Here is a 16810-nt window from a genome sequence, read left to right as displayed (position 1 = left end):
GTCTGGAAGCGTTCCGAAGAGATCATCACCATGGAAGAACTGCTCGCCCGCGTCACCACCCGCACCGGGCTCGACGCCGCGACCGCTCAGACCGCCATCGGGCACATCCTGGCCTTCCTGCAGAAAGAAGGGCCGGCGACCGAGGTCGGTCAACTCCTGGCTGCCCTGCCGGGCTCCGAGTCCCTGATCGCCGAGTCGAATGCCGGCGAGAGCGGCGGCGGCGGTCTGATGGGCATGCTCGGCGGCATGATGGGCGGCGGCGGCGTCATGGCTTTGGGTCAGAAGCTGATGGCCGCCGGTGTCCCGATGGGTCAGATGCAGCCTCTCGGCCAGGAGCTGTTCGCTTTCGGTCGCGAGAAGGTGGGCGAGGACGCGATGGGCCCGATCATCGGCTCGATCCCCGGCTTGAACCAATTCGTCTGACGCCCATCGATGTGCGCGGTCGCACTGCATTCGGGTGCCGCCTGGACGAAGGTAAAAAAGAGGTTTCGAGGCGAAAGCTTGACGGAACCTGTCCACGCGATCCCCGTTATTAGGGATGCGGGCTGGATCGACGCCTTTGGCAGTGTCCAGTTCCGCTCTCAAGCAGGCCGGCCATGCCCGTCTTCGAAGCCAAGAACCTGGACAGCGAGTTTGAAGGGCAGACCCTGCTCGCTGCCATCCTGCATCCGACCCGCGCGGCGCAGACCCGCGCTCTGAGGCACGGGCGCCAACGGGCGGAGCGCGCGGCGGCCTTGGCCGATCCGATGACGATCGAGCCGCGTTTCCCGATTGCGCCCGGCGAACTGGCCCCGACCGGCTGTCCCAGCCGCTGAGGCCGTTCGGTTTCGGTCAGCCTACCAGGGCTGCGACGTGACGAGACCCTGGCGCGTCACGACCACCCATTCCCGTCCGTGTCGCTCGACGCCTTCCACGCGACCGACGCCCGGAAGGATGTCGCCGGGCGAGACCTCGACCAAGCGGCGGCGCCGGTTCTCCAAAACCGCCGTGCCCTCGTAGACGTCCCGCAGAGCCCAGCCTTCGATCACCGGCGGCCTGTCGAAGGCCGCCGGTTTCGGCTTGGTCTCGCCAATCTTGGCCTCGCCAGTCTTAGCCTCGCCTGCCTTGGCCTCGCCCACCTTGGCGTCCGCCACCTTGACCTCGGGCTTCCCCTCGCTGGCGCGGGCGGGCTCGCCGATGCTTCCCGTCTGGGTCGGCTCCGCCTTCGCGGCGACCGGTGTCGCGGCTGTCCGGCGCTCCAGCTGCGCGGCGAGGCCGGTGAGCCGGGCGGTGTGCTCGCGCTCGCCCTGCTCGAGGCGCTCGCCGAGCGCCGCGACCTTGGCGTTGAGACTCTTGTCGACCTGCGCCAGACGCTCGCCGAGGGCGCTGCTGCGGTTCGCGGCCTCTTTCCGCGCGGCGTCCGTTGAGGCGCGAAGGTCGGCGAGGACGGTGTGGAGCTGCGCGATGTCGCCGGCCAGCCGAACGGTTTCGGTCCGGCCGGCATCGAGCGTGGTTTCGAGAGCCGCAATCGCATCGGGCCGCACGGCTGCCGGGCGGGAGAGCACCATCACGCTCCCGCCCAGAATTGCGCCGACGGCCAACGCCGCGCCCGGGAGCGCGAGCCGCTTATGATCGAGGCGCGACAGGAACGGACGAGCGAAGCCCTTGCCCGCGGGAGGCTCCACGGACGCGGTCGCCGCCGAGGCAACTTCCGCCTTTCCGGTGACCACAGCTTTGAGCAGATCCGCCGGCGAGATGCCCTCGGAAACGGCCTGCTTGGCTTGGATCTTCGTCATCGCCCCGAACTCCGCACGCGGCCTCGCGCTGCAAGCGTTCGTTAAGGACGTTTGTTTACGAAACCCTTACCGCGGGCGCGCGGCTCAGGCCGCCAGACCACGCTTCTTCAACAGCGGCTCGATGCTGGGCATCCGCCCGCGGAAGGCCGTGTAGGCCTCGCGCGGATCGCGCAGGTTGCCGGCACCGTACACGAAGGTCCGCAGCCGCTTGGCCGTCTCCGGATCGAAGATGTCGCCCGCTTCGCGGAACGCGTCGAACGCGTCCGCATCGAGCACCTCCGACCAGAGATAGCTGTAGTACCCGGCCGCGTAGCCGTCCCCCGAGAAGATGTGGGCGAAGTGCGGTGTCCGGTGCCGCATGCTGATCTCGGCGGGCATGCTGATCCGCCGCAACGCTTCGGACTCGAAGACGGGGACGTCGAGCCCGGCCTCGCCCTCCGCCGAGAGGTGCAGCGTCATGTCGACGATGGCCGAGGCGGTGTACTCCACCGTGGCGAAACCCTGGTTGAAGGTCCGTGCCGCCAGCAGCTTCTGCAGCAGGGCGTCGGGCATGGGCTCGTCGGTCCGATGATGCCGCGCGTGGGCGCGCAGGACCTGCGGCTGCTCCAGCCAATGTTCGTAGAGCTGCGAGGGCAGTTCGACGAAGTCCCGCGACACGGCCGTTCCGGACAGGAGCGGGTAGGTCACGTCCGATAGCAGACCATGCAGGGCGTGGCCGAATTCGTGGAACAGGGTGCGTGCGTCGTCGAAGGACAGCAGCGTGCTCTCGCCCTCCGGCGCCTTGGCGAAATTCATCACGTTGACGATGATCGGCGTGATCGGGCCGTTCAGGCGCTCCTGCGAGCGGAAGGCGCTCATCCAGGCGCCGGACCGCTTTGAGGCCCGGGCGAAATAATCGCCGAGGAAGAGGCCCACCTCGGACCCGTCGGGATTGCCGACCCGCCAGACCCGGACATCGGGATGATACCGGGGGACGTCGGAGAGTTCCGTGAAGGTCAGGCCGAACAGCCGGGAGGCCGTGTCGAACGCCGCCTCGATCATCCGCTCCAACGGCAGGTAGGCCTTGATCTCACTCTCGTCGAGGTCGTGCTCGGCGCGACGCACCTTCTCGGCGTAGTGCCGCCAATCGTGCGCCTGGAGCGCGAAGTTGTGGCCTTCGGCCTGGATCGTCGCCTGGAGGCGGTCCCGCTCTTCGGCCGCCCGCGCCCGGGCGGGCGTCCAGACGTCGCGCAAAAGGCCGGTCGCCGCTTCGGGACTCGCCGCCATCGTGTCGTCGAGGGCGAAATGGGCGAAGCTCGCGAACCCGAGAAGCCGCGCCCGCTCCGCGCGCAACCGGATGATCTCGGCGAGGATCGCACGGTTGTCAGTGTCGCCGCCGTTCTCGCCGCGCCGGGTCCAGGCCGCATAGGCGCGCTCGCGCAGGTCGCGCCGGGTCGAGAAGACCAGGAAGGGCTCGATCAGCGAGCGCGACAGAGTGATGACGTGCCCGTCGAGGCCGCGCTCCTTGGCGGCGCTCTCGGCGGCGGCCCGCAGGAACGGCGGCAGGCCGGCCAGATCCTCCTCGCCCCGAAGCGGCAGGATGAAGCTGCTCTCGTCGGCCAGGAGATTCTGGCTGAACCGCGTGCCGAGTTCTGACAGGCGTGCCGCGATCTCCGCCATGCGGGCCTTGTCCTGGGGCCCGAGATCGGCCCCCGACCGACGGAAGCGGATCCGGTATCGGTCGAGGACCCGGCGCTCCTCCGGCTCCAGACCCTCGGGGGCGATCGCCGAGATCCGGGCCCAAAGCTCGGGATTCAGGTAGATGGCGCTTCCATGCCGGGCGAGCTTGGGGCCGATCTCGCGCTCGATGGCCTGAAGCTCCGGGTTCGTATGGCTGCCGGTCAGATTGTAGAAGACGCCGGCGACGCGCTCGAGGGCGAGGCCGGCCCGCTCCATGGCCTCCACGGTGTTGCCGAAGGTGGCCGGAGCGTCCTGGCTCGCGATCACGCGGATCTCGGAAGCGTGGGCCTCAAGCGCCGCTGCGAAGGCCGGCCCGTAGTGCTCCGGTCGGATCCGCTCGAACGGCGGAAGGCCGTGCGGGGTGCTCCAATGCGCCTCGCGGAAGGGATTGTCCTGCGGCAGGCTCGGGAGCCCGGCATCAGCTGCGTCCGACATGCGGTCCTCAACGATACGTCCACGCGACGCCGCGTCTGTCCGCGCCGCCGGTGCGCCGACATGGGGTCTGCCGGCGCGATCGGAAAGACAGTGGCCCGTTCGACGGGTCCGTCAACCACATGGGCGCGATCCGAATGGCGTCTCGTCCGTTGTAGAGGCCAACGCCCACGCTTCGAGGCCCCATGCCGGGACGCACTCTGTCGATCCGCCCTCCGTCCGTCATGCGCGCCGGGGTGGCCCTTGCATTGGCGCTCGGCCTGCTCGCCGCCGATCCGGTCGGGGCTGCCGAAACGCCCGCCGCCTCGGTGCCGACGCCCCCGCCCCTGCCGCCCGAACGCCCTGAGACGCTGAAGCCACCCGTTGCGGAGCCGGCGCCGCCGACCCCGCCGGCCCGGCCTCCGGAACTGAAGCCTGCCGTCGCGGAGCCGGCGAAGGAGCCGGTCAAGGATCCCGGCCGGGAAAAGGCCTCCGAATCCGCGAAGGAAAGCCCGAAGGACGGCTCGAAGGAATCCGCGCAGGAGGCGTCCAAACCCGAGATCCCGACGCCGCCACCCGCGCCGCCCGAGCGCCCGCCGGAACTGTCCGGCGGGGCGGCCCTGGCCCTTAAGGTCTCGCCGCCGGACGATACGGCCTGCCGGACGCGCCTGAAGCGACTCGGCGTCGATTTCGAGCCGCTGGCGCCCATCGCGGAAGGGCAATGCACCGCTCCGCTGCCGCTCAAGGTGACGAAATTCGCCGACGGCGTGGCGCTGCCGCAGGGCGCGACCTTGACCTGCCGGGCCGCCGAAGCCCTGGCGCGCTGGGTCACCGAGGTGCAGGTCGAGGCCGAGCGGACGTTGAAGCATCCCCTGACCGCCCTCGAACTCGGCGGGTCCTATGTCTGCCGAGGCCAGAATCACGACATCGATGCCAAGCTGAGCGAGCATGCCTTCGCCAATGCCGCCGACATCATGGGCTTCGCCTTCGCCGGACGCGCAAGCATCCCCGTGAAGGCGATGCCGGACGGCTCTGAGGAGGCGCAGTTCCTGGGCGCGGTGCGCACCAAGGCCTGCGGCTTCTTCCGCACGGTCCTGGGGCCGGGTTCGAACGCCGCCCACGCCAACCATCTTCATGTGGACCAGCGGGATCGCAATGCGGGCCACCGGCTGTGCGAGTAGCCTCGCGTGGAACGTTCCGGCCGGCTCGGCGCTTTTTGGCACGGGAGCGCCTCCGCTCTCCGGAATTGCGACGTCGATGATCCCAAAATCCTGGCGGCCCGTTGGCGCGGCTCTCGTGGCGAGCTGTCTCGTCGTGCAAGGCGCGGCGGCCAAGCCCGAGAAAGACCGGAAGACCGAAGCGGCGCAGCCGCCGGCGCTCACCGCCGACACCGTGAACGCCGCCGCCCTGGCGCCCCCGGAAGCGGGCAAGGATCGGGATGCCAAGCCGAACACGAAGGCGCGCCGGGCCGCTGCGTCCGCGGAGAAGCCCGACCCGCTGATCGTCAAGGCGCAGGTGCTGCTCGACCGGGCGCATTTCTATCCCGGCGCGATCGACGGCCGGACCGGCGAAAATTACAAACGCGCGCTCTCCGTCTTCGCTGTGGCGCAGGGGCTTTCAGCGACGCAGAGCCTGAATCCTGAGGTTTGGGACAAACTCCAGGCGACGAGCGATAAGCCCGTCGTCACGGACTATACGATCACCGAATCCGATGCCTCGGGGCCCTATGTCGAGCGGATTCCGCCCAAGATGGAGCAGCAGGCCGAGCTCAAGACGTTGGGGTACACCAATGCCCGGGAGATGCTCGCAGAACGCTTCCACATGGGCCGTGACCTCGTCAGCGCGCTCAATCCCGGCAAGTCCCTGGACAAGGCCGGCACGGTCATCGCCGTCGCGGCCGTGGAGCCGATGGGGACCGACAAGCCGAAGGCCAAGGACCTCCCCGAAAGTCCGAAGGTCGAGCGCATCGAGGTCGGCAAGGCGAGCCGCGACGTCCGGGCCTTCGGCGCCGACGGAAAGCTGCTAGCCTACTACCCCGCCTCGATCGGCAGCTCCGAGAAGCCAGCGCCGAGCGGCGGCACCAAGGTGAAGGGCGTCGCGTTCAATCCCGACTACACGTACAATCCGAAATACGCATTCAAGGGCGTGAAAGCGCAGCACAAGTTCACCATCCAATCCGGTCCCAACAACCCGGTCGGTCTGGTCTGGATCGATCTGGCGATCCCGAGCTACGGCATCCACGGAACGCCGGAGCCCGAGAAGGTCGGCAAGACCGAATCCCATGGGTGCATCCGGCTGACCAATTGGAATGCCCGCGACCTTGCCGCGCATGTCACGCGCGGTGCTGAGGTCGTCTTCAAGGAAGACTGATCGCCCGCTTCGATCCGCCCGGCTGCCGGGCGGACAAAAATGTATCAGGCGTTAACATAGCGCGCGGTCGCACCATCGGAACGGGCCGGGAACGCTTGACACGTTGCGGAATACGGGCGACGCCACAGGTTGTCTCGCGGGCCATCCTTCGGGCCGTGCTCGTTCATACGAGCGCTGCTGTCGCGGTGCGCGTGGCTCGACCGACCGCACGGCATGATCCCCGGAAACGGGGCGTTCGAAGGGAAGACGGCCCGGCGTGATTGCTGACTCCAACGACGACGTTCTCAACGGTGTCCGCGTTCTCGTCGTCGAGGACGAGGCCGCGATCTCCATGCTTCTGGAGGACATGCTCCTCGATTTCGGCTGTGCCGTTGTCGGGCCGGCCGCACGGCTCTCCTCCGCGCTGGAAATGGCGTCGCAGGAAGCGTTCGAGGTCGCCATCCTCGACGTGAACGTGGCGGGCGAGCCGATCTATCCCGTGGCCGAGGCCATCGCCAAGCGCGACCTGCCGCTGGTCTTCTCCACCGGGTACGGCGGCGCGGGCATCCGCGAGCCGTTCCGCGACCGGCCCGTCGTTCAGAAGCCCTTCAGCCAGGCTGATCTCAAGCGCACGCTGATCGGCGCGATCCGGGCCGCCCGCGCCTGACGCACGCCGGGTAACCGGCGCGTCCCCAGCACGGCGGCTGTCGGGTGAGGCGAGACGCCGCGGTTCCTGACCGCGGCTTCAGAGCCCTTCGATCGTGAAGACCTGCTCGACATGGGCCGGCCACCCGCGGGCCCCGACGAAAACGGCGTCGGCACGGAACGTCACACCGGCACACCACGCGTTGCGCCCGATCCACGCCCTGACCGCGCGGGAGAAGCGCCGCCGCTTGGCGGCATCGATCGCTTCCCGCGCGTCGTCACGCTTGGCACGCGCCTTCACCTCCACGAACACGATGGTGTTCCAGCGCTGGACGACGAGGTCGATCTCGCCCCCGGCCATGCTCACGCGCCGGCCGATCGGCCAGTAGCCCTTGAGCATCAGTGCGGCCAGCGCCAGCCATTCGGCGTGGTGGCCGCGCCGATAGGCGGCGCGGCGCCGGCCGGTCCGGTCCGGCACAGCCCCATTCATCCCTGGCCCCGCGCCAAAGCTAGCGCCCGCGAATAGACCTGACGCCGCGCCTGTCCGGTCTCGTCAGCGACGAGGCTGGCGGCATCCTTGATCGAGTGCCGCTCCAGCGCCGACAGGATCAGCGCGTCGAGGGCGGCATCCGCATCAATCGTTCGCTCCGGCGTCGTCGCCGCACCGATGATCACCACGATCTCACCCTTGGGCGGCCCTTCCTGGGCGAAGCGCTCGCTCAGGCTGCCCAAGGTATCGCGCCGGATGGTTTCGTAGAGCTTGGTCAATTCCCGTGTCACGGCGGCCGGGCGCTCCGGGCCGAGCACCGCAGCGGCATCCGCCAGCATGTCGGGCAGGCGATGCGGCGATTCGAACAGGACCAGCGTGCCGGGAACCTGGATCAGTGCCTCCAGCCTGTTGCGCCGGGCGCCGGCCTTCTGCGGGAGGAAGCCCTCGAAGAAGAAACGATCGGTCGGCAGACCCGCTGCGACCAAGGCCGTCATCACCGCCGACGGGCCCGGAACCGGCGTGATGGCGATCCCCGCCTCGATCGCGGCCTGGACCAATTTGTAGCCGGGATCCGAGACCAGCGGCGTCCCGGCATCCGAGACGAGAGCCAGGGCTTCGCCGGCGCGCAGCCGCGCGATCATCCGCTCCCGCACGGCATCGTTGGAATGCTCGTGATAGGCGAGCAGCGGTGTCGTGATCCCGTAATGCGCCAGCAGGTTCCGGGTGACGCGGGTGTCCTCGGCCAGGACCGCATCCGCGGCCGCCAGGGTGGACAGGGCCCGGATGGTGATGTCGCGCAGGTTCCCGATAGGCGTCGCCACGATGTGCAGGCCCGGCGACAGGGGTTCGGTCTCGCTCGCCAGACCGAAGGCCGTGAAGGTGGTGTTGCGCGGCCGATCGGGGGCGAGCTTCGGGGACGGAGCTCGGGTCGGGGCGGCGGGCCCCGGGGCATCGAATCGGCGTGTCATCATCGGTGATCTTGCCACACCGGCCGTCTCCCGTCGCGGTGAAGGCGTCCGACCGGGGGCAACTCTGCCGCTCCGCGTTTACAATTCGGATTCCGATCGTCAGGCTGCGGTGCCTGCCGAGAGGAGTCCGCGCGATGGCGCGCCCGACGAGCATGCGGGACCGTCTCGTGCGCGTCACCGCCCCGACCGCTGCGCTGTGCGCCGTCCTGCTGTCACTGGGCGGCTGCCTCGGCACCGACATCGCTCGGCGCGCGACGGCGCCACAGGCCGAGCTGACGCCGCCGGCGGCCGTTCCCGGGGCACCGCCGCCCGCACCCGCAGCGCCGCCGATGCCGGCGGCGGGTGGCACCGGGCGCATCGGCTCCGGAGCCGTCAAGGTCGCCCTCGTGCTGCCGCTGACCGGCCAGGGGGCAACGGTGGGCGCCGCCATGCGCAACGCGGCACAACTCGCCTACGACGAGGCACAGCAACCCGACCTGACGCTCCTGGTGGAAGATGACCGAGGCAGCCCGGACGGCGCCCGGGACGCGACGCAGGAGGCGCTGCGCCAGGGGGCCGAGATCGTGCTCGGTCCGCTCTTCGCCGGCAATGTTCAGACGGCGGCGGCCGCGGCCAGAGCGGCGGGCAAGCCGGTGGTCGGCTTCTCGACCGACGTGACCGTGGCCAGCCGGGGCGTCTACCTCCTGAGCTTCCTGCCGCAACCGGAGGTGGACCGCGTGGTCGAGGATTCCGTCGCCGGCGGAAAACGCTCCTTCGCGGCTCTGATCCCCGAGACGGCCTACGGCAATGCCGTGGAGGCGGAGTTCCGGGAGGCCGTTGCCCGGAAGGGCGCGCGGGTCGCCGCCGTCGAACGCTACCCCGCTGGCGCGCCGGGTCCGGCGGTGGAACGGCTGACCCGGGTCATCGCAGGGCCGGGCGCCACCGCCGACGCGCTGTTCATCCCCGAAACCGCCGACGCGCTGCCGGGCGTGGCCGCGGCACTGACCAAGGCTGGCTTCTCGCCCGCCCGGATACGCCCCATCGGCACCGCCCTCTGGAACGAGCCGTCGCTCTTCGCCCTTCCCGCCCTGCAGGGCGGCCGCTTCGCCTCGCCGGACCGCACCGGGTTCTCGAATTTCAGCGGCCGCTACCAAGCCCGGTTCGGCACCGTTCCGCCGCGCGTCGCATCCCTGGCCTATGATGCGGTGATGCTCGCGGCCGCTTTGTCCCGACGCTACGGCTCGCAGCGCTTCGCGGAGACCACCCTCACGAATGGCTCCGGCTTCGCCGGCATCGACGGGACCTTCCGCTTCCGGCCGGACGGGCAGAGCGAGCGGTCCCTGGCGGTCTATGAGATCCGCAACAATGCCGCGATACCCGTCAGCCCCGCGCCGCGGGTGCTGGCAAAGCCCGGGATCTGATCAGGCCGCAAGTTCGGCAACCAGGGCATTGAGCACCGGCGCCCCCTTCGCGGTCGCGGCGATGCGGCCGCCGGGAAGCCGCTCCAGCACGCCATCGCCGATCAGCATGCCGATGCGGTTGCCGTTCAGCGGCCGGCCCTTGAGGGCAGCGTAGCGATCCGGATCGATGCCCTCGCGAAGGCGAAGCCCCATCACCAGGAACTCGTCGGCCTGGTCGGCGGCCGTGAGCGTTTCGGTCTCGACGACGGCGTGTCCGTCGCGCTCGACCCGGGCCAGCCAAGATTCCGGCGACCGCTCGGTGACGGTCCCGATCCGTCCCCCCGCAGTCACGAGCCGCCCGTGCGCCCCGGGACCGATGCCGGCATACTCGCCGTAGCGCCAATAGAGCAGGTTGTGCCGCGACTCCGCCCCGGGCCGGGCGTGGTTCGAGATTTCATAAGCCGGCAGGCCGGCCTCTGCGCAGAGTTCCTGGGTGACGTCGTAGAGGGCGCGTCCGACCTCGTCGTCCGGCGTCACCAGTTTGCCGGCGGCGGCGAGGCCGTGGAACGGCGTCCCCGGCTCGATGGTGAGCTGGTAGAGCGAGAGGTGCTCTGCGGCCCGCGCCAGCGCCGCTTTCAGCTCCGCCCGCCACAGCGCCGGAGTCTGTCCGGGCCGGGCATAGATCAGGTCGAAGGAGGTCCGCTCGAAGGCCGATTGCGCCAGCGTGATCGCCTCCAGGGCCTGTGCGGCGTCGTGCAGGCGCCCGAGGGTCCGAAGCGACGCGTCGTCGAGGGCCTGGATGCCGAGGGAAACCCGATTGACCCCGGCGGCGCGGTAGCCCCGGAAGCGTCCGGCCTCGACGCTCGACGGATTGGCCTCGAGGGTAACCTCGGCGCCGGGAGCCACCGGCCAGTGTTCCGCGACGGCGTCGAGCAGACCCGCCACGGTCGCGGGCTGCATCAGCGAGGGTGTCCCGCCGCCGAGGAAGATGCTGGTGACGGTCCGTCCCGGCGTGCGGGCGGCCGTGTGGGCGATCTCGGCCCGGAAGGCCGCGAGGAAGCGCGGCTCGTCCACGCCCGCGTGGCGGACGTGGCTGTTGAAGTCGCAATACGGGCACTTCGCCGCGCAGAAGGGCCAGTGCAGGTAGATTCCGAAACCCACGTCGCGGGTCGGATGGTCCGGGCCGGTCGATACCATGATGACCGGGATGTGAGCGCGACCGCGCCGTTTGGCAATCAGGAACCGGAGGCCAGACAGGCCCGGCTCAACGCCACGAAGGCCCGGGCCCGGTGCGAGAGCCCCTGACCCTTCTGCCAGTCGACGCCGTGCTTCTCCTCGGCGCTCATCTCGCCGAAGGTGCGCGCGTGGCCGTCCGGCCGAAAGATCGGGTCGTAACCGAAGCCGGCGGTCCCCCGCGCCGCCACGAGGTCGCCGAACACCCGCCCTTCGAACAGCTCGGTATGGCCGTCCGGCCAAGCCAGGACCAGGGCCGAGACGAAATGGGCCCGGCGGTCGGCCGCGCCACGGTCGTCGAGCTCGGCGAAGATCCGCGCCATCGCGGCCGCGAAATCCTTGTTCGGGCCGGCCCAGCGGGCCGAGAAGATGCCCGGCGCTCCGTCGAGGGCGTCGACGCACAGGCCGGAATCGTCCGCGAAGGCGGGCAGTCCGGTGGCGTCGGCCGCCGCCTTCGCCTTGATGGCGGCATTCTCGGCGAACATCGTGCCGGTCTCCTCGGGCTCGGGCAGTCCGAGTTCGCCGGCCGACACCGCCTCGACCCCGAACGGCGCGAGCAGCTCGCGCATCTCGGTGAGCTTGCCGGCATTGTGCGTGGCGATGACCACCTTCCCGGTCAGGCGGCGGCTCACGCGATGGCCTCCTTCTGCAGGGCGACCAGCCGCTCGGTGCCGGCGCGGGCGAGGCCGAGAAGTTCGAGAAGCTGCTCCTGGGTGAAGGGCTCCATCTCGGCGGTGCCCTGCACCTCCACGATGCCGCCGCGCCCGGTGAGCACGAAATTGGCGTCGGTCTCGGCGGCGGAATCCTCGGCGTAATCGAGATCGAGGACCGGCATGCCCTTGTACAGGCCGCACGAGACGGCAGCGACATGGTCGCGCAGGGGATCGACCGAGATGATCGAGCGCGTCCGCATCCATGCGAAGCAATCGTGCAGCGCCACCCAGGCGCCGGTGATGGCGGCCGTCCGGGTGCCGCCATCGGCCTGGATGACGTCGCAATCGATCGTCACCTGACGCTCGCCCATGGCCGGCAGGTTCGTGACGGCCCGGAGGGACCGGCCGATCAGCCGCTGGATTTCCTGCGTTCGACCCGACGGCTTCCCGGAACCAACCTCGCGGCGGGTGCGTTCGTGCGTCGCACGCGGGAGCATGGCGTACTCCGCCGTGACCCAGCCCTTGCCCGAGCCGCGCAGCCACGGGGGCGAACGCTCTTCGAGCGACGCGGTGCAGAGCACCCGGGTATTTCCGAAGCTGACGAGGCACGAGCCTTCTGCGTAGCGCGAGACCGCGCGCTCCAGGCTCACGGGCCGCAACTCGTCGGCGGCACGCTTGGAAGGCCGCATCGCGGGCCCCTTCTGTCGAGAGTGTCGAGGGCCGGGCTCTTAGGCCGCCGCGACATCACGGGCAAGCATCGCCATACGGATTGATCCGCGCGGGTCGGTTGCGCATGATCGGACCACAGGATGACCGCGTGACACACCCCAGTCCCAACTTTGCCAACGGCCAATCCATGCAGGCCCTCGCCGCCCTCAATGAGCGCGCCCGCGAGATCTTCCGGCAGATCGTCGAGAGCTATCTCACGACCGGCGAGCCGGTGGGCTCCCGGAATCTCGCTCGGATCCTCCCGATGGCGCTGTCGCCGGCCTCGATCCGGAACGTGATGGCGGATCTGGAGCATTCCGGCCTGATCTTCGCGCCGCATACCTCGGCCGGACGCCTCCCGACCGAACTCGGGCTGCGGTTCTTCGTCGACGCGATGCTGGAACTCGGCGACGTCAGCCAGGACGAGCAGGCGCGCATCGAGGCACAGATGCGGGCCGCAGCCTCGGGCCACACGTTCGATTCCGCCCTGGCCGAGGCCTCGACCATGCTGTCGGGCGTTTCGCGGGGGGCCGGCGTGGTGCTGACCACCAAGGCCAACGTCAATCTGAAGCACATCGAGTTCGTGCGGCTCGATCCGGCCCGCGCCCTCGTCATCCTCGTCTCGGATGACGGCTCCGTCGAGAACCGCATCGTCGATCTGCCGCCCGGACTTCCGGCGGGTGCGCTTCAGGAGGCCACGAATTTCCTCAACGCGCGCCTGCAGGGCCGCACTCTGGGGTCGCTGCGCGCCGAGATCGAGGCCGGCCGCAAGGCCATGAAGCGCGAGCTCGACGCGATCACCGAACGCCTCGTCGATGCGGGGCTCGCAACGCCGGTGGGGCCGACGGAAGCGCGCCAATTGATCGTTCGCGGCCAGGCCAACCTGCTCGACGACCTGCGTGCGGTCGAGGATCTGGAGCGGATCCGCCTGCTGTTCAACGACCTGGAGACCCAGAAGGACGTCATCGACCTGCTGGCCCGTGCCGAGGGCGGCGAGGGCGTGCGTATCTTCATCGGCTCCGAGAACAAGCTGTTCTCCCTCTCGGGGTCATCGCTGATCGCGGCGCCGTTCCGCGACGGATCGCAGAAGATCGTCGGCGTGGTCGGGGTCATCGGTCCGACCCGCCTCAACTACGCGCGCATCGTGCCGATGGTGGATTATACGGCGCGGGTGGTGTCGAAGCTTCTGGACGGCGGCCGGTAGGTCCTGTCGGGCCTCAGGCCGCCCGAACCGAATCCAGGAATCGTGCGACCTCGACACCGAGGCGCGCGGAGTGCTGCGACAGATCCGATGCTGAGCCCAGGACCTGTCGCGCGGCCTCGCCCGTTTGCGCGGCGGCTCCGGCCACCCCGGCGATATTCACCGTCACGTCCGCGGTCCCGTCCGACGCCTGGGTCACGTTGCGGACGATCTCCTGCGTGGCCGCCCCCTGCTCCTCGACTGAGGCGGCGACGGCCGCGGCGACCGCGTTGATGTCCCGGATCCGCGTGACGATACCGTCGAGTGCCCGGGTGGCTTCGCCGGTGGAGCCCTGGACGCGCGCGATATGATCGTTGATCTCCTCGGTGGCGCGGGCGGTCTGCGCAGCCAGATCCTTCACTTCGGCCGCCACCACGGCGAAGCCGAGCCCGGCCTCGCCGGCGCGCGCCGCCTCGATGGTGGCGTTGAGGGCCAGCAGGTTGGTCTGCGCGGCGATCGAGGCGATCAGCCCGGCGGCGTCGCTGATCCGGGATACCGCCTCCGACAGCGCCTGCACGCGGTGTCCCGTCTCGTCGGCCTCGTCCACGGCCGTCCGGGCGAGGCGTGACGAGCCTGCGACCTGCCCGGCGATCTCGCGCACGCTCGCGCCGAGCTCCTCGGCCGCAACCGCGACGGTGCGGACGCTGGTCGAGGCTTGGTCGGCGGCCGCAGCGACGCTGCTGGATCGTGCCGCGGCCTGCGTGGCGGTGTTTGTCAGGGCTTGGGCGGTGGCGTGAAGCTCGGACGCCGCGGACGACACCGAACCGACGATCGTGCCCACGGCCTCTTCGAAACCATCGGCGAGGGCCGTCATGGCCCGCTTGCGCTCCGCTGCGGCCGCCGCCTCGGCCGAGCGCCGAGCCTCTTCCTGCTGACGTGCCTTCTGCGCCACAACGGCCTTGATACCCTCGACCGCCCGCCCGACCGTCCCGATCTCGTCTCGGCGCCTGGCCTCGGCGATCTCGGTATCGAGGTCGCCGAGGCTCATGCGCTGAAGGACTTCCACAAGTCGGTCTAGGGGATGTGCGACAGTCGCGGCCATCATCCGGCTGACAGTGACGGCCAGCAGAAGCAGCGTGATCGCGGTTGCGATGGCCAAGTTCTGCGCGAGATGCGTGATAGGTGCGAACGCGGTGGCGTGGTCGACCGAAAGCGCGATGTACCAGTCGAGCGCCGGCGGCAGATTTGGGACGCGCGCGAAGACCGTGCGGACGGACCGTCCCGCCTCGCGCGTGTCCGCCGCCCGACCGGCGGCGATGCCGGGAACCGGACCGTCAATCAGCTCCGACAGGGGCTTTCCGATGAACGCGGCCCGCGGGTGCATCAGGATCGTGCCAGCGCCCGACACCAGATAGGCATAACCGCCGTCACCCGGCGCGACCTCGGTGATCATCCGGGCAAGAGCCGAGACGTCGAAATCGCTTCCGACCACGCCGCCGAGACCGTGCGCCGCATCCTTCACCGGCGCCGCCGCCGTAATGATGATGGTACCGCGACTGGCGGAGATGTACGGCTCGGTCAGGATCGGGCCGTCCGTCGCGGCGGCCTGCTTGTACCACGGACGCTGACGCGGATCGTAACCCGGCGGAATCTCGGCCTTGGGCATCTTGGTGTAGAACCCGTCCGGACGCCCGAAGAAGCTGACGTAGAACGAGTCGCGGATGATGGGCGCGTCGAGCACCCGATCCGTGTCCGACTCACGGCCGCCAGCGGTGATCTGCTGAGCCATCATCTGCGTCAGATCGAGCTTGCCGCGCAGCCAGTTGCCGACACTGCGGGCGGCAGATCCGCTCAGGCTCGACATGCTGGCGTCGACGTCGCCCTGCAGGGTGCTGGACTGGGACAGGTACAGATAGGACGAACAGGCGACGAGGGCCGCCGATACGATCGCGAGAATCAGGAGTGTCGCGCGACCCGATATCCCGACGCGTCCACGGCGTGCCGCTCCAGAAAAGCCACCGATTTCAATCGACATGCACACCCCGATCTTCAGGAGTCGCGCCTGACGAGGCCAAATTCAAACCTAAACCGCTACCTGTGGCGTCTGTGTTCTTTTTATCAGATCGTGGATGGCATGGATCAGGACGTCGATCGGGCGCGACACCATTTCCCGCGCAAAGCCGGTCCGCGCCTTGTCGGGCGCGGACCGGATCGACGGTGATGATCGTGTGCTTTGCTTGCGCGGGTGTGTCGGCGGCCGGAAGAGCCGTTTCGACCGACGCGCGGCCAGGCGTTAGGCCGGAATCACGTCCACGATCTCGTAGGTGTCGGGGTCGATGATCACGATGTCGTCGCGCACGAGGATGAACTCGTAGCCCTCGTATTCCGGCACGATCGAGATGATCGCCGGCGGCAGTCGGTGCAGGGTCACCGACCGCGGGATCGCTGTGCCGACCGCGAGACCGAAGGCCACGTCCCGGAGCGGCGACACGCCCAGGCGGGTGATCGAGCTGCGGAACTCGGTCCGCTGCCGGGTATCGAGGCGGCCGACCGCACCGCGAACGGCGCCGCCCTCGCGGGCGCCGGCACGACCGCCCCGCTCGCCAGCCGGACCGCGGCCGCCCCGATCGGGGCCGGTTGCGTCGCGATTGCCGCGCTCGCCGCCGGCACCGGGTTCACGGGCACCGCGCTCGCTCCGGTCACCGCGATCACCGGGATCACCGGCATCGGGCTTCGCGGCCGGGCCGGCCCGATCGGACGATCCGTTGCGCTCGGCGGCGCCACCCGGGCGGCCCGGTCCCTCGGCACCGCGACCCGCCGGTCCACCCGGCTCGGTGCCGCGCGGACCGCCCTCGGCACCGCCAGGCCCGCGCATCGCGCCGCCGTCCGCGCCGCCGGCACCGCCCCGCATCCCGCCGCCAGCACCGCCGCCACCGGCCGGACCGGCGCCCGCGCCTGCGCCGGCAGCTCCACCGGGACCGCCGGGTCCGCCGCCGCCGGGGCCGCCCCCGCCGCCTGGGCCGCCCTGCGCGAATGCCGTTGCCGCTCCGGCCACGACCATGGCCGCCGCAACCGTGTCTCTCAGAATGCGCTTCATGGCCTCTCCTCCTGCGGCCGTCGGACCATCCCCGACGCCCATGCCGGCCCGCAACGGGCCTCGGGGCGAACCGTTCCGTCCCGCGGCGTCGTGGCCGTGCCGCCGGTGACACCCGCGCGCGCTGTCCTCGGCTAAGTCCGCTCACGGTCTTGCGATCAGGCCAGTCACCTGTAACGTCGCGCCGCACCAAGTAGAGACCGGCC

17 protein-coding genes are annotated in these 16810 nt (G+C 69.9%); 8 read left to right on the top strand and 9 right to left on the bottom strand.

The window, feature by feature from the left end:
* Nucleotides 1–30: 30 nt before the first annotated feature.
* Both ABC766_RS25665 and ABC766_RS25660 read left to right on the top strand, forming a co-directional pair.
* Nucleotides 31–423 (top strand): DUF2267 domain-containing protein, encoded by a 393-nt coding sequence (locus tag ABC766_RS25665; RefSeq protein WP_043345824.1) that lies wholly within the window; start codon nucleotides 31–33, stop codon nucleotides 421–423.
* Nucleotides 424–596: 173 nt separating this feature from the next.
* Nucleotides 597–815 carry a hypothetical protein gene (locus tag ABC766_RS25660; RefSeq protein WP_043345819.1) on the top strand — a complete coding sequence of 73 codons (219 nt, stop codon included), beginning with the start codon at nucleotides 597–599 and terminating at the stop codon, nucleotides 813–815.
* A 21-nt stretch (nucleotides 816–836) separates the two neighbouring features.
* Here ABC766_RS25660 and ABC766_RS25655 read toward each other — a convergent pair whose 3' ends face one another.
* Nucleotides 837–1775, bottom strand: coding sequence for a hypothetical protein (locus tag ABC766_RS25655; protein WP_342144158.1), 939 nt, complete (start codon nucleotides 1773–1775; stop codon nucleotides 837–839).
* 84 nt (nucleotides 1776–1859) lie between these two features.
* Nucleotides 1860–3929, bottom strand: coding sequence for a M3 family metallopeptidase (locus tag ABC766_RS25650; RefSeq protein WP_345819781.1), 2070 nt, complete (start codon nucleotides 3927–3929; stop codon nucleotides 1860–1862).
* Between the two features lie 182 nt (nucleotides 3930–4111).
* Here ABC766_RS25650 and ABC766_RS25645 point away from each other — a divergent pair, with 182 nt between their 5' ends.
* The 3 genes from ABC766_RS25645 (at nucleotide 4112) to ABC766_RS25635 (ending at nucleotide 6921) form a co-directional block, all read left to right on the top strand.
* Entirely contained in the window at nucleotides 4112–5086 is a 975-nt protein-coding gene (locus ABC766_RS25645) for an extensin family protein (protein WP_345819780.1), read from the top strand.
* 76 nt (nucleotides 5087–5162) lie between these two features.
* Nucleotides 5163–6275 carry a L,D-transpeptidase gene (locus ABC766_RS25640; RefSeq protein ID WP_345819779.1) on the top strand — a complete coding sequence of 371 codons (1113 nt, stop codon included), beginning with the start codon at nucleotides 5163–5165 and terminating at the stop codon, nucleotides 6273–6275.
* A gap of 256 nt (nucleotides 6276–6531) precedes the next feature.
* The gene (locus tag ABC766_RS25635; RefSeq protein WP_043345829.1) at nucleotides 6532–6921 is read left to right on the top strand and encodes a response regulator; all 390 of its coding nucleotides are present in this window, start codon (nucleotides 6532–6534) and stop codon (nucleotides 6919–6921) included.
* Nucleotides 6922–6999: 78 nt separating this feature from the next.
* Here the strand turns inward: ABC766_RS25635 and ABC766_RS25630 are convergent, their stop codons facing one another.
* A complete protein-coding gene (locus tag ABC766_RS25630) occupies nucleotides 7000–7389 on the bottom strand; it encodes a YraN family protein (protein ID WP_182591643.1) in 390 nt (129 codons plus the stop codon).
* A complete protein-coding gene (rsmI, locus tag ABC766_RS25625; RefSeq protein ID WP_345822839.1) occupies nucleotides 7386–8357 on the bottom strand; it encodes a 16S rRNA (cytidine(1402)-2'-O)-methyltransferase in 972 nt (323 codons plus the stop codon). The genes ABC766_RS25630 and rsmI overlap by 4 nt, the downstream gene beginning before the upstream one ends.
* A gap of 134 nt (nucleotides 8358–8491) precedes the next feature.
* Here rsmI and ABC766_RS25620 point away from each other — a divergent pair, with 134 nt between their 5' ends.
* Complete coding sequence (locus ABC766_RS25620) at nucleotides 8492–9757, top strand: penicillin-binding protein activator (protein WP_287089436.1); 1266 nt, start codon at nucleotides 8492–8494, stop codon at nucleotides 9755–9757.
* Here the strand turns inward: ABC766_RS25620 and hemW are convergent, their stop codons facing one another.
* The 3 genes from hemW to rph are packed head-to-tail and all read right to left on the bottom strand — an operon-like array spanning nucleotide 9758 to nucleotide 12311.
* On the bottom strand, nucleotides 9758–10933 hold the full coding sequence (hemW, locus tag ABC766_RS25615; RefSeq protein ID WP_345819778.1) for a radical SAM family heme chaperone HemW: 1176 nt from the start codon (nucleotides 10931–10933) through the stop codon (nucleotides 9758–9760).
* 38 nt (nucleotides 10934–10971) lie between these two features.
* Nucleotides 10972–11601: an RdgB/HAM1 family non-canonical purine NTP pyrophosphatase gene (gene rdgB, locus ABC766_RS25610; protein ID WP_043758149.1), complete on the bottom strand. Its 630-nt coding sequence runs from the start codon at nucleotides 11599–11601 to the stop codon at nucleotides 10972–10974.
* On the bottom strand, nucleotides 11598–12311 hold the full coding sequence (gene rph, locus ABC766_RS25605) for a ribonuclease PH (RefSeq protein ID WP_043380092.1): 714 nt from the start codon (nucleotides 12309–12311) through the stop codon (nucleotides 11598–11600). Before rph ends, rdgB begins: the two co-directional genes overlap by 4 nt.
* A gap of 167 nt (nucleotides 12312–12478) precedes the next feature.
* On the opposite strand from rph, the gene hrcA reads away from it, so the two are divergent.
* Nucleotides 12479–13534 carry a heat-inducible transcriptional repressor HrcA gene (hrcA, locus tag ABC766_RS25600; protein ID WP_085987606.1) on the top strand — a complete coding sequence of 352 codons (1056 nt, stop codon included), beginning with the start codon at nucleotides 12479–12481 and terminating at the stop codon, nucleotides 13532–13534.
* A 13-nt stretch (nucleotides 13535–13547) separates the two neighbouring features.
* Here hrcA and ABC766_RS25595 read toward each other — a convergent pair whose 3' ends face one another.
* Nucleotides 13548–15545, bottom strand: a complete 1998-nt coding sequence (locus ABC766_RS25595; protein ID WP_345819777.1) for a methyl-accepting chemotaxis protein — start codon at nucleotides 15543–15545, stop codon at nucleotides 13548–13550.
* A 258-nt stretch (nucleotides 15546–15803) separates the two neighbouring features.
* Nucleotides 15804–15941 carry a DUF1236 domain-containing protein gene (locus tag ABC766_RS25590; RefSeq protein WP_335633083.1) on the bottom strand — a complete coding sequence of 46 codons (138 nt, stop codon included), beginning with the start codon at nucleotides 15939–15941 and terminating at the stop codon, nucleotides 15804–15806.
* Here ABC766_RS25590 and ABC766_RS25585 point away from each other — a divergent pair.
* The gene (locus tag ABC766_RS25585) at nucleotides 15930–16742 is read left to right on the top strand and encodes a hypothetical protein (protein ID WP_345819776.1); all 813 of its coding nucleotides are present in this window, start codon (nucleotides 15930–15932) and stop codon (nucleotides 16740–16742) included. The two genes, ABC766_RS25590 and ABC766_RS25585, sit on opposite strands and share 12 nt — an antisense overlap.
* Nucleotides 16743–16810 lie beyond the last annotated feature (68 nt).

Source organism: Methylobacterium fujisawaense (assembly GCF_039619325.1).
In the GTDB taxonomy this organism is placed as follows: Bacteria; Pseudomonadota; Alphaproteobacteria; order Rhizobiales; family Beijerinckiaceae; genus Methylobacterium; species Methylobacterium fujisawaense.
Note: the sequence above shows the minus strand (reverse complement) of the source record. Positions and strands in the feature narration are given on the sequence as shown.

Excerpts from the sequence above, each read along its gene's own strand:
- ABC766_RS25650 (WP_345819781.1), bottom strand. The coding sequence starts at position 3,929 with ATGTCGGACGCAGCTGATGCCGGGCTCCCGAGCCTGCCGCAGGACAAT.
- hemW (WP_345819778.1), bottom strand. The coding sequence starts at position 10,933 with ATGGTATCGACCGGCCCGGACCATCCGACCCGCGACGTGGGTTTCGGA.
- ABC766_RS25660 (WP_043345819.1), top strand. The coding sequence starts at position 597 with ATGCCCGTCTTCGAAGCCAAGAACCTGGACAGCGAGTTTGAAGGGCAG.
- ABC766_RS25665 (WP_043345824.1), top strand. The coding sequence starts at position 31 with ATGGAAGAACTGCTCGCCCGCGTCACCACCCGCACCGGGCTCGACGCC.
- rph (WP_043380092.1), bottom strand. The coding sequence starts at position 12,311 with ATGCGGCCTTCCAAGCGTGCCGCCGACGAGTTGCGGCCCGTGAGCCTG.
- hrcA (WP_085987606.1), top strand. The coding sequence starts at position 12,479 with ATGCAGGCCCTCGCCGCCCTCAATGAGCGCGCCCGCGAGATCTTCCGG.
- ABC766_RS25640 (WP_345819779.1), top strand. The coding sequence starts at position 5,163 with ATGATCCCAAAATCCTGGCGGCCCGTTGGCGCGGCTCTCGTGGCGAGC.
- rsmI (WP_345822839.1), bottom strand. The coding sequence starts at position 8,357 with ATGACACGCCGATTCGATGCCCCGGGGCCCGCCGCCCCGACCCGAGCT.
- ABC766_RS25595 (WP_345819777.1), bottom strand. The coding sequence starts at position 15,545 with ATGTCGATTGAAATCGGTGGCTTTTCTGGAGCGGCACGCCGTGGACGC.
- ABC766_RS25645 (WP_345819780.1), top strand. The coding sequence starts at position 4,112 with ATGCCGGGACGCACTCTGTCGATCCGCCCTCCGTCCGTCATGCGCGCC.
- ABC766_RS25655 (WP_342144158.1), bottom strand. The coding sequence starts at position 1,775 with ATGACGAAGATCCAAGCCAAGCAGGCCGTTTCCGAGGGCATCTCGCCG.
- ABC766_RS25630 (WP_182591643.1), bottom strand. The coding sequence starts at position 7,389 with ATGAATGGGGCTGTGCCGGACCGGACCGGCCGGCGCCGCGCCGCCTAT.
- ABC766_RS25620 (WP_287089436.1), top strand. The coding sequence starts at position 8,492 with ATGGCGCGCCCGACGAGCATGCGGGACCGTCTCGTGCGCGTCACCGCC.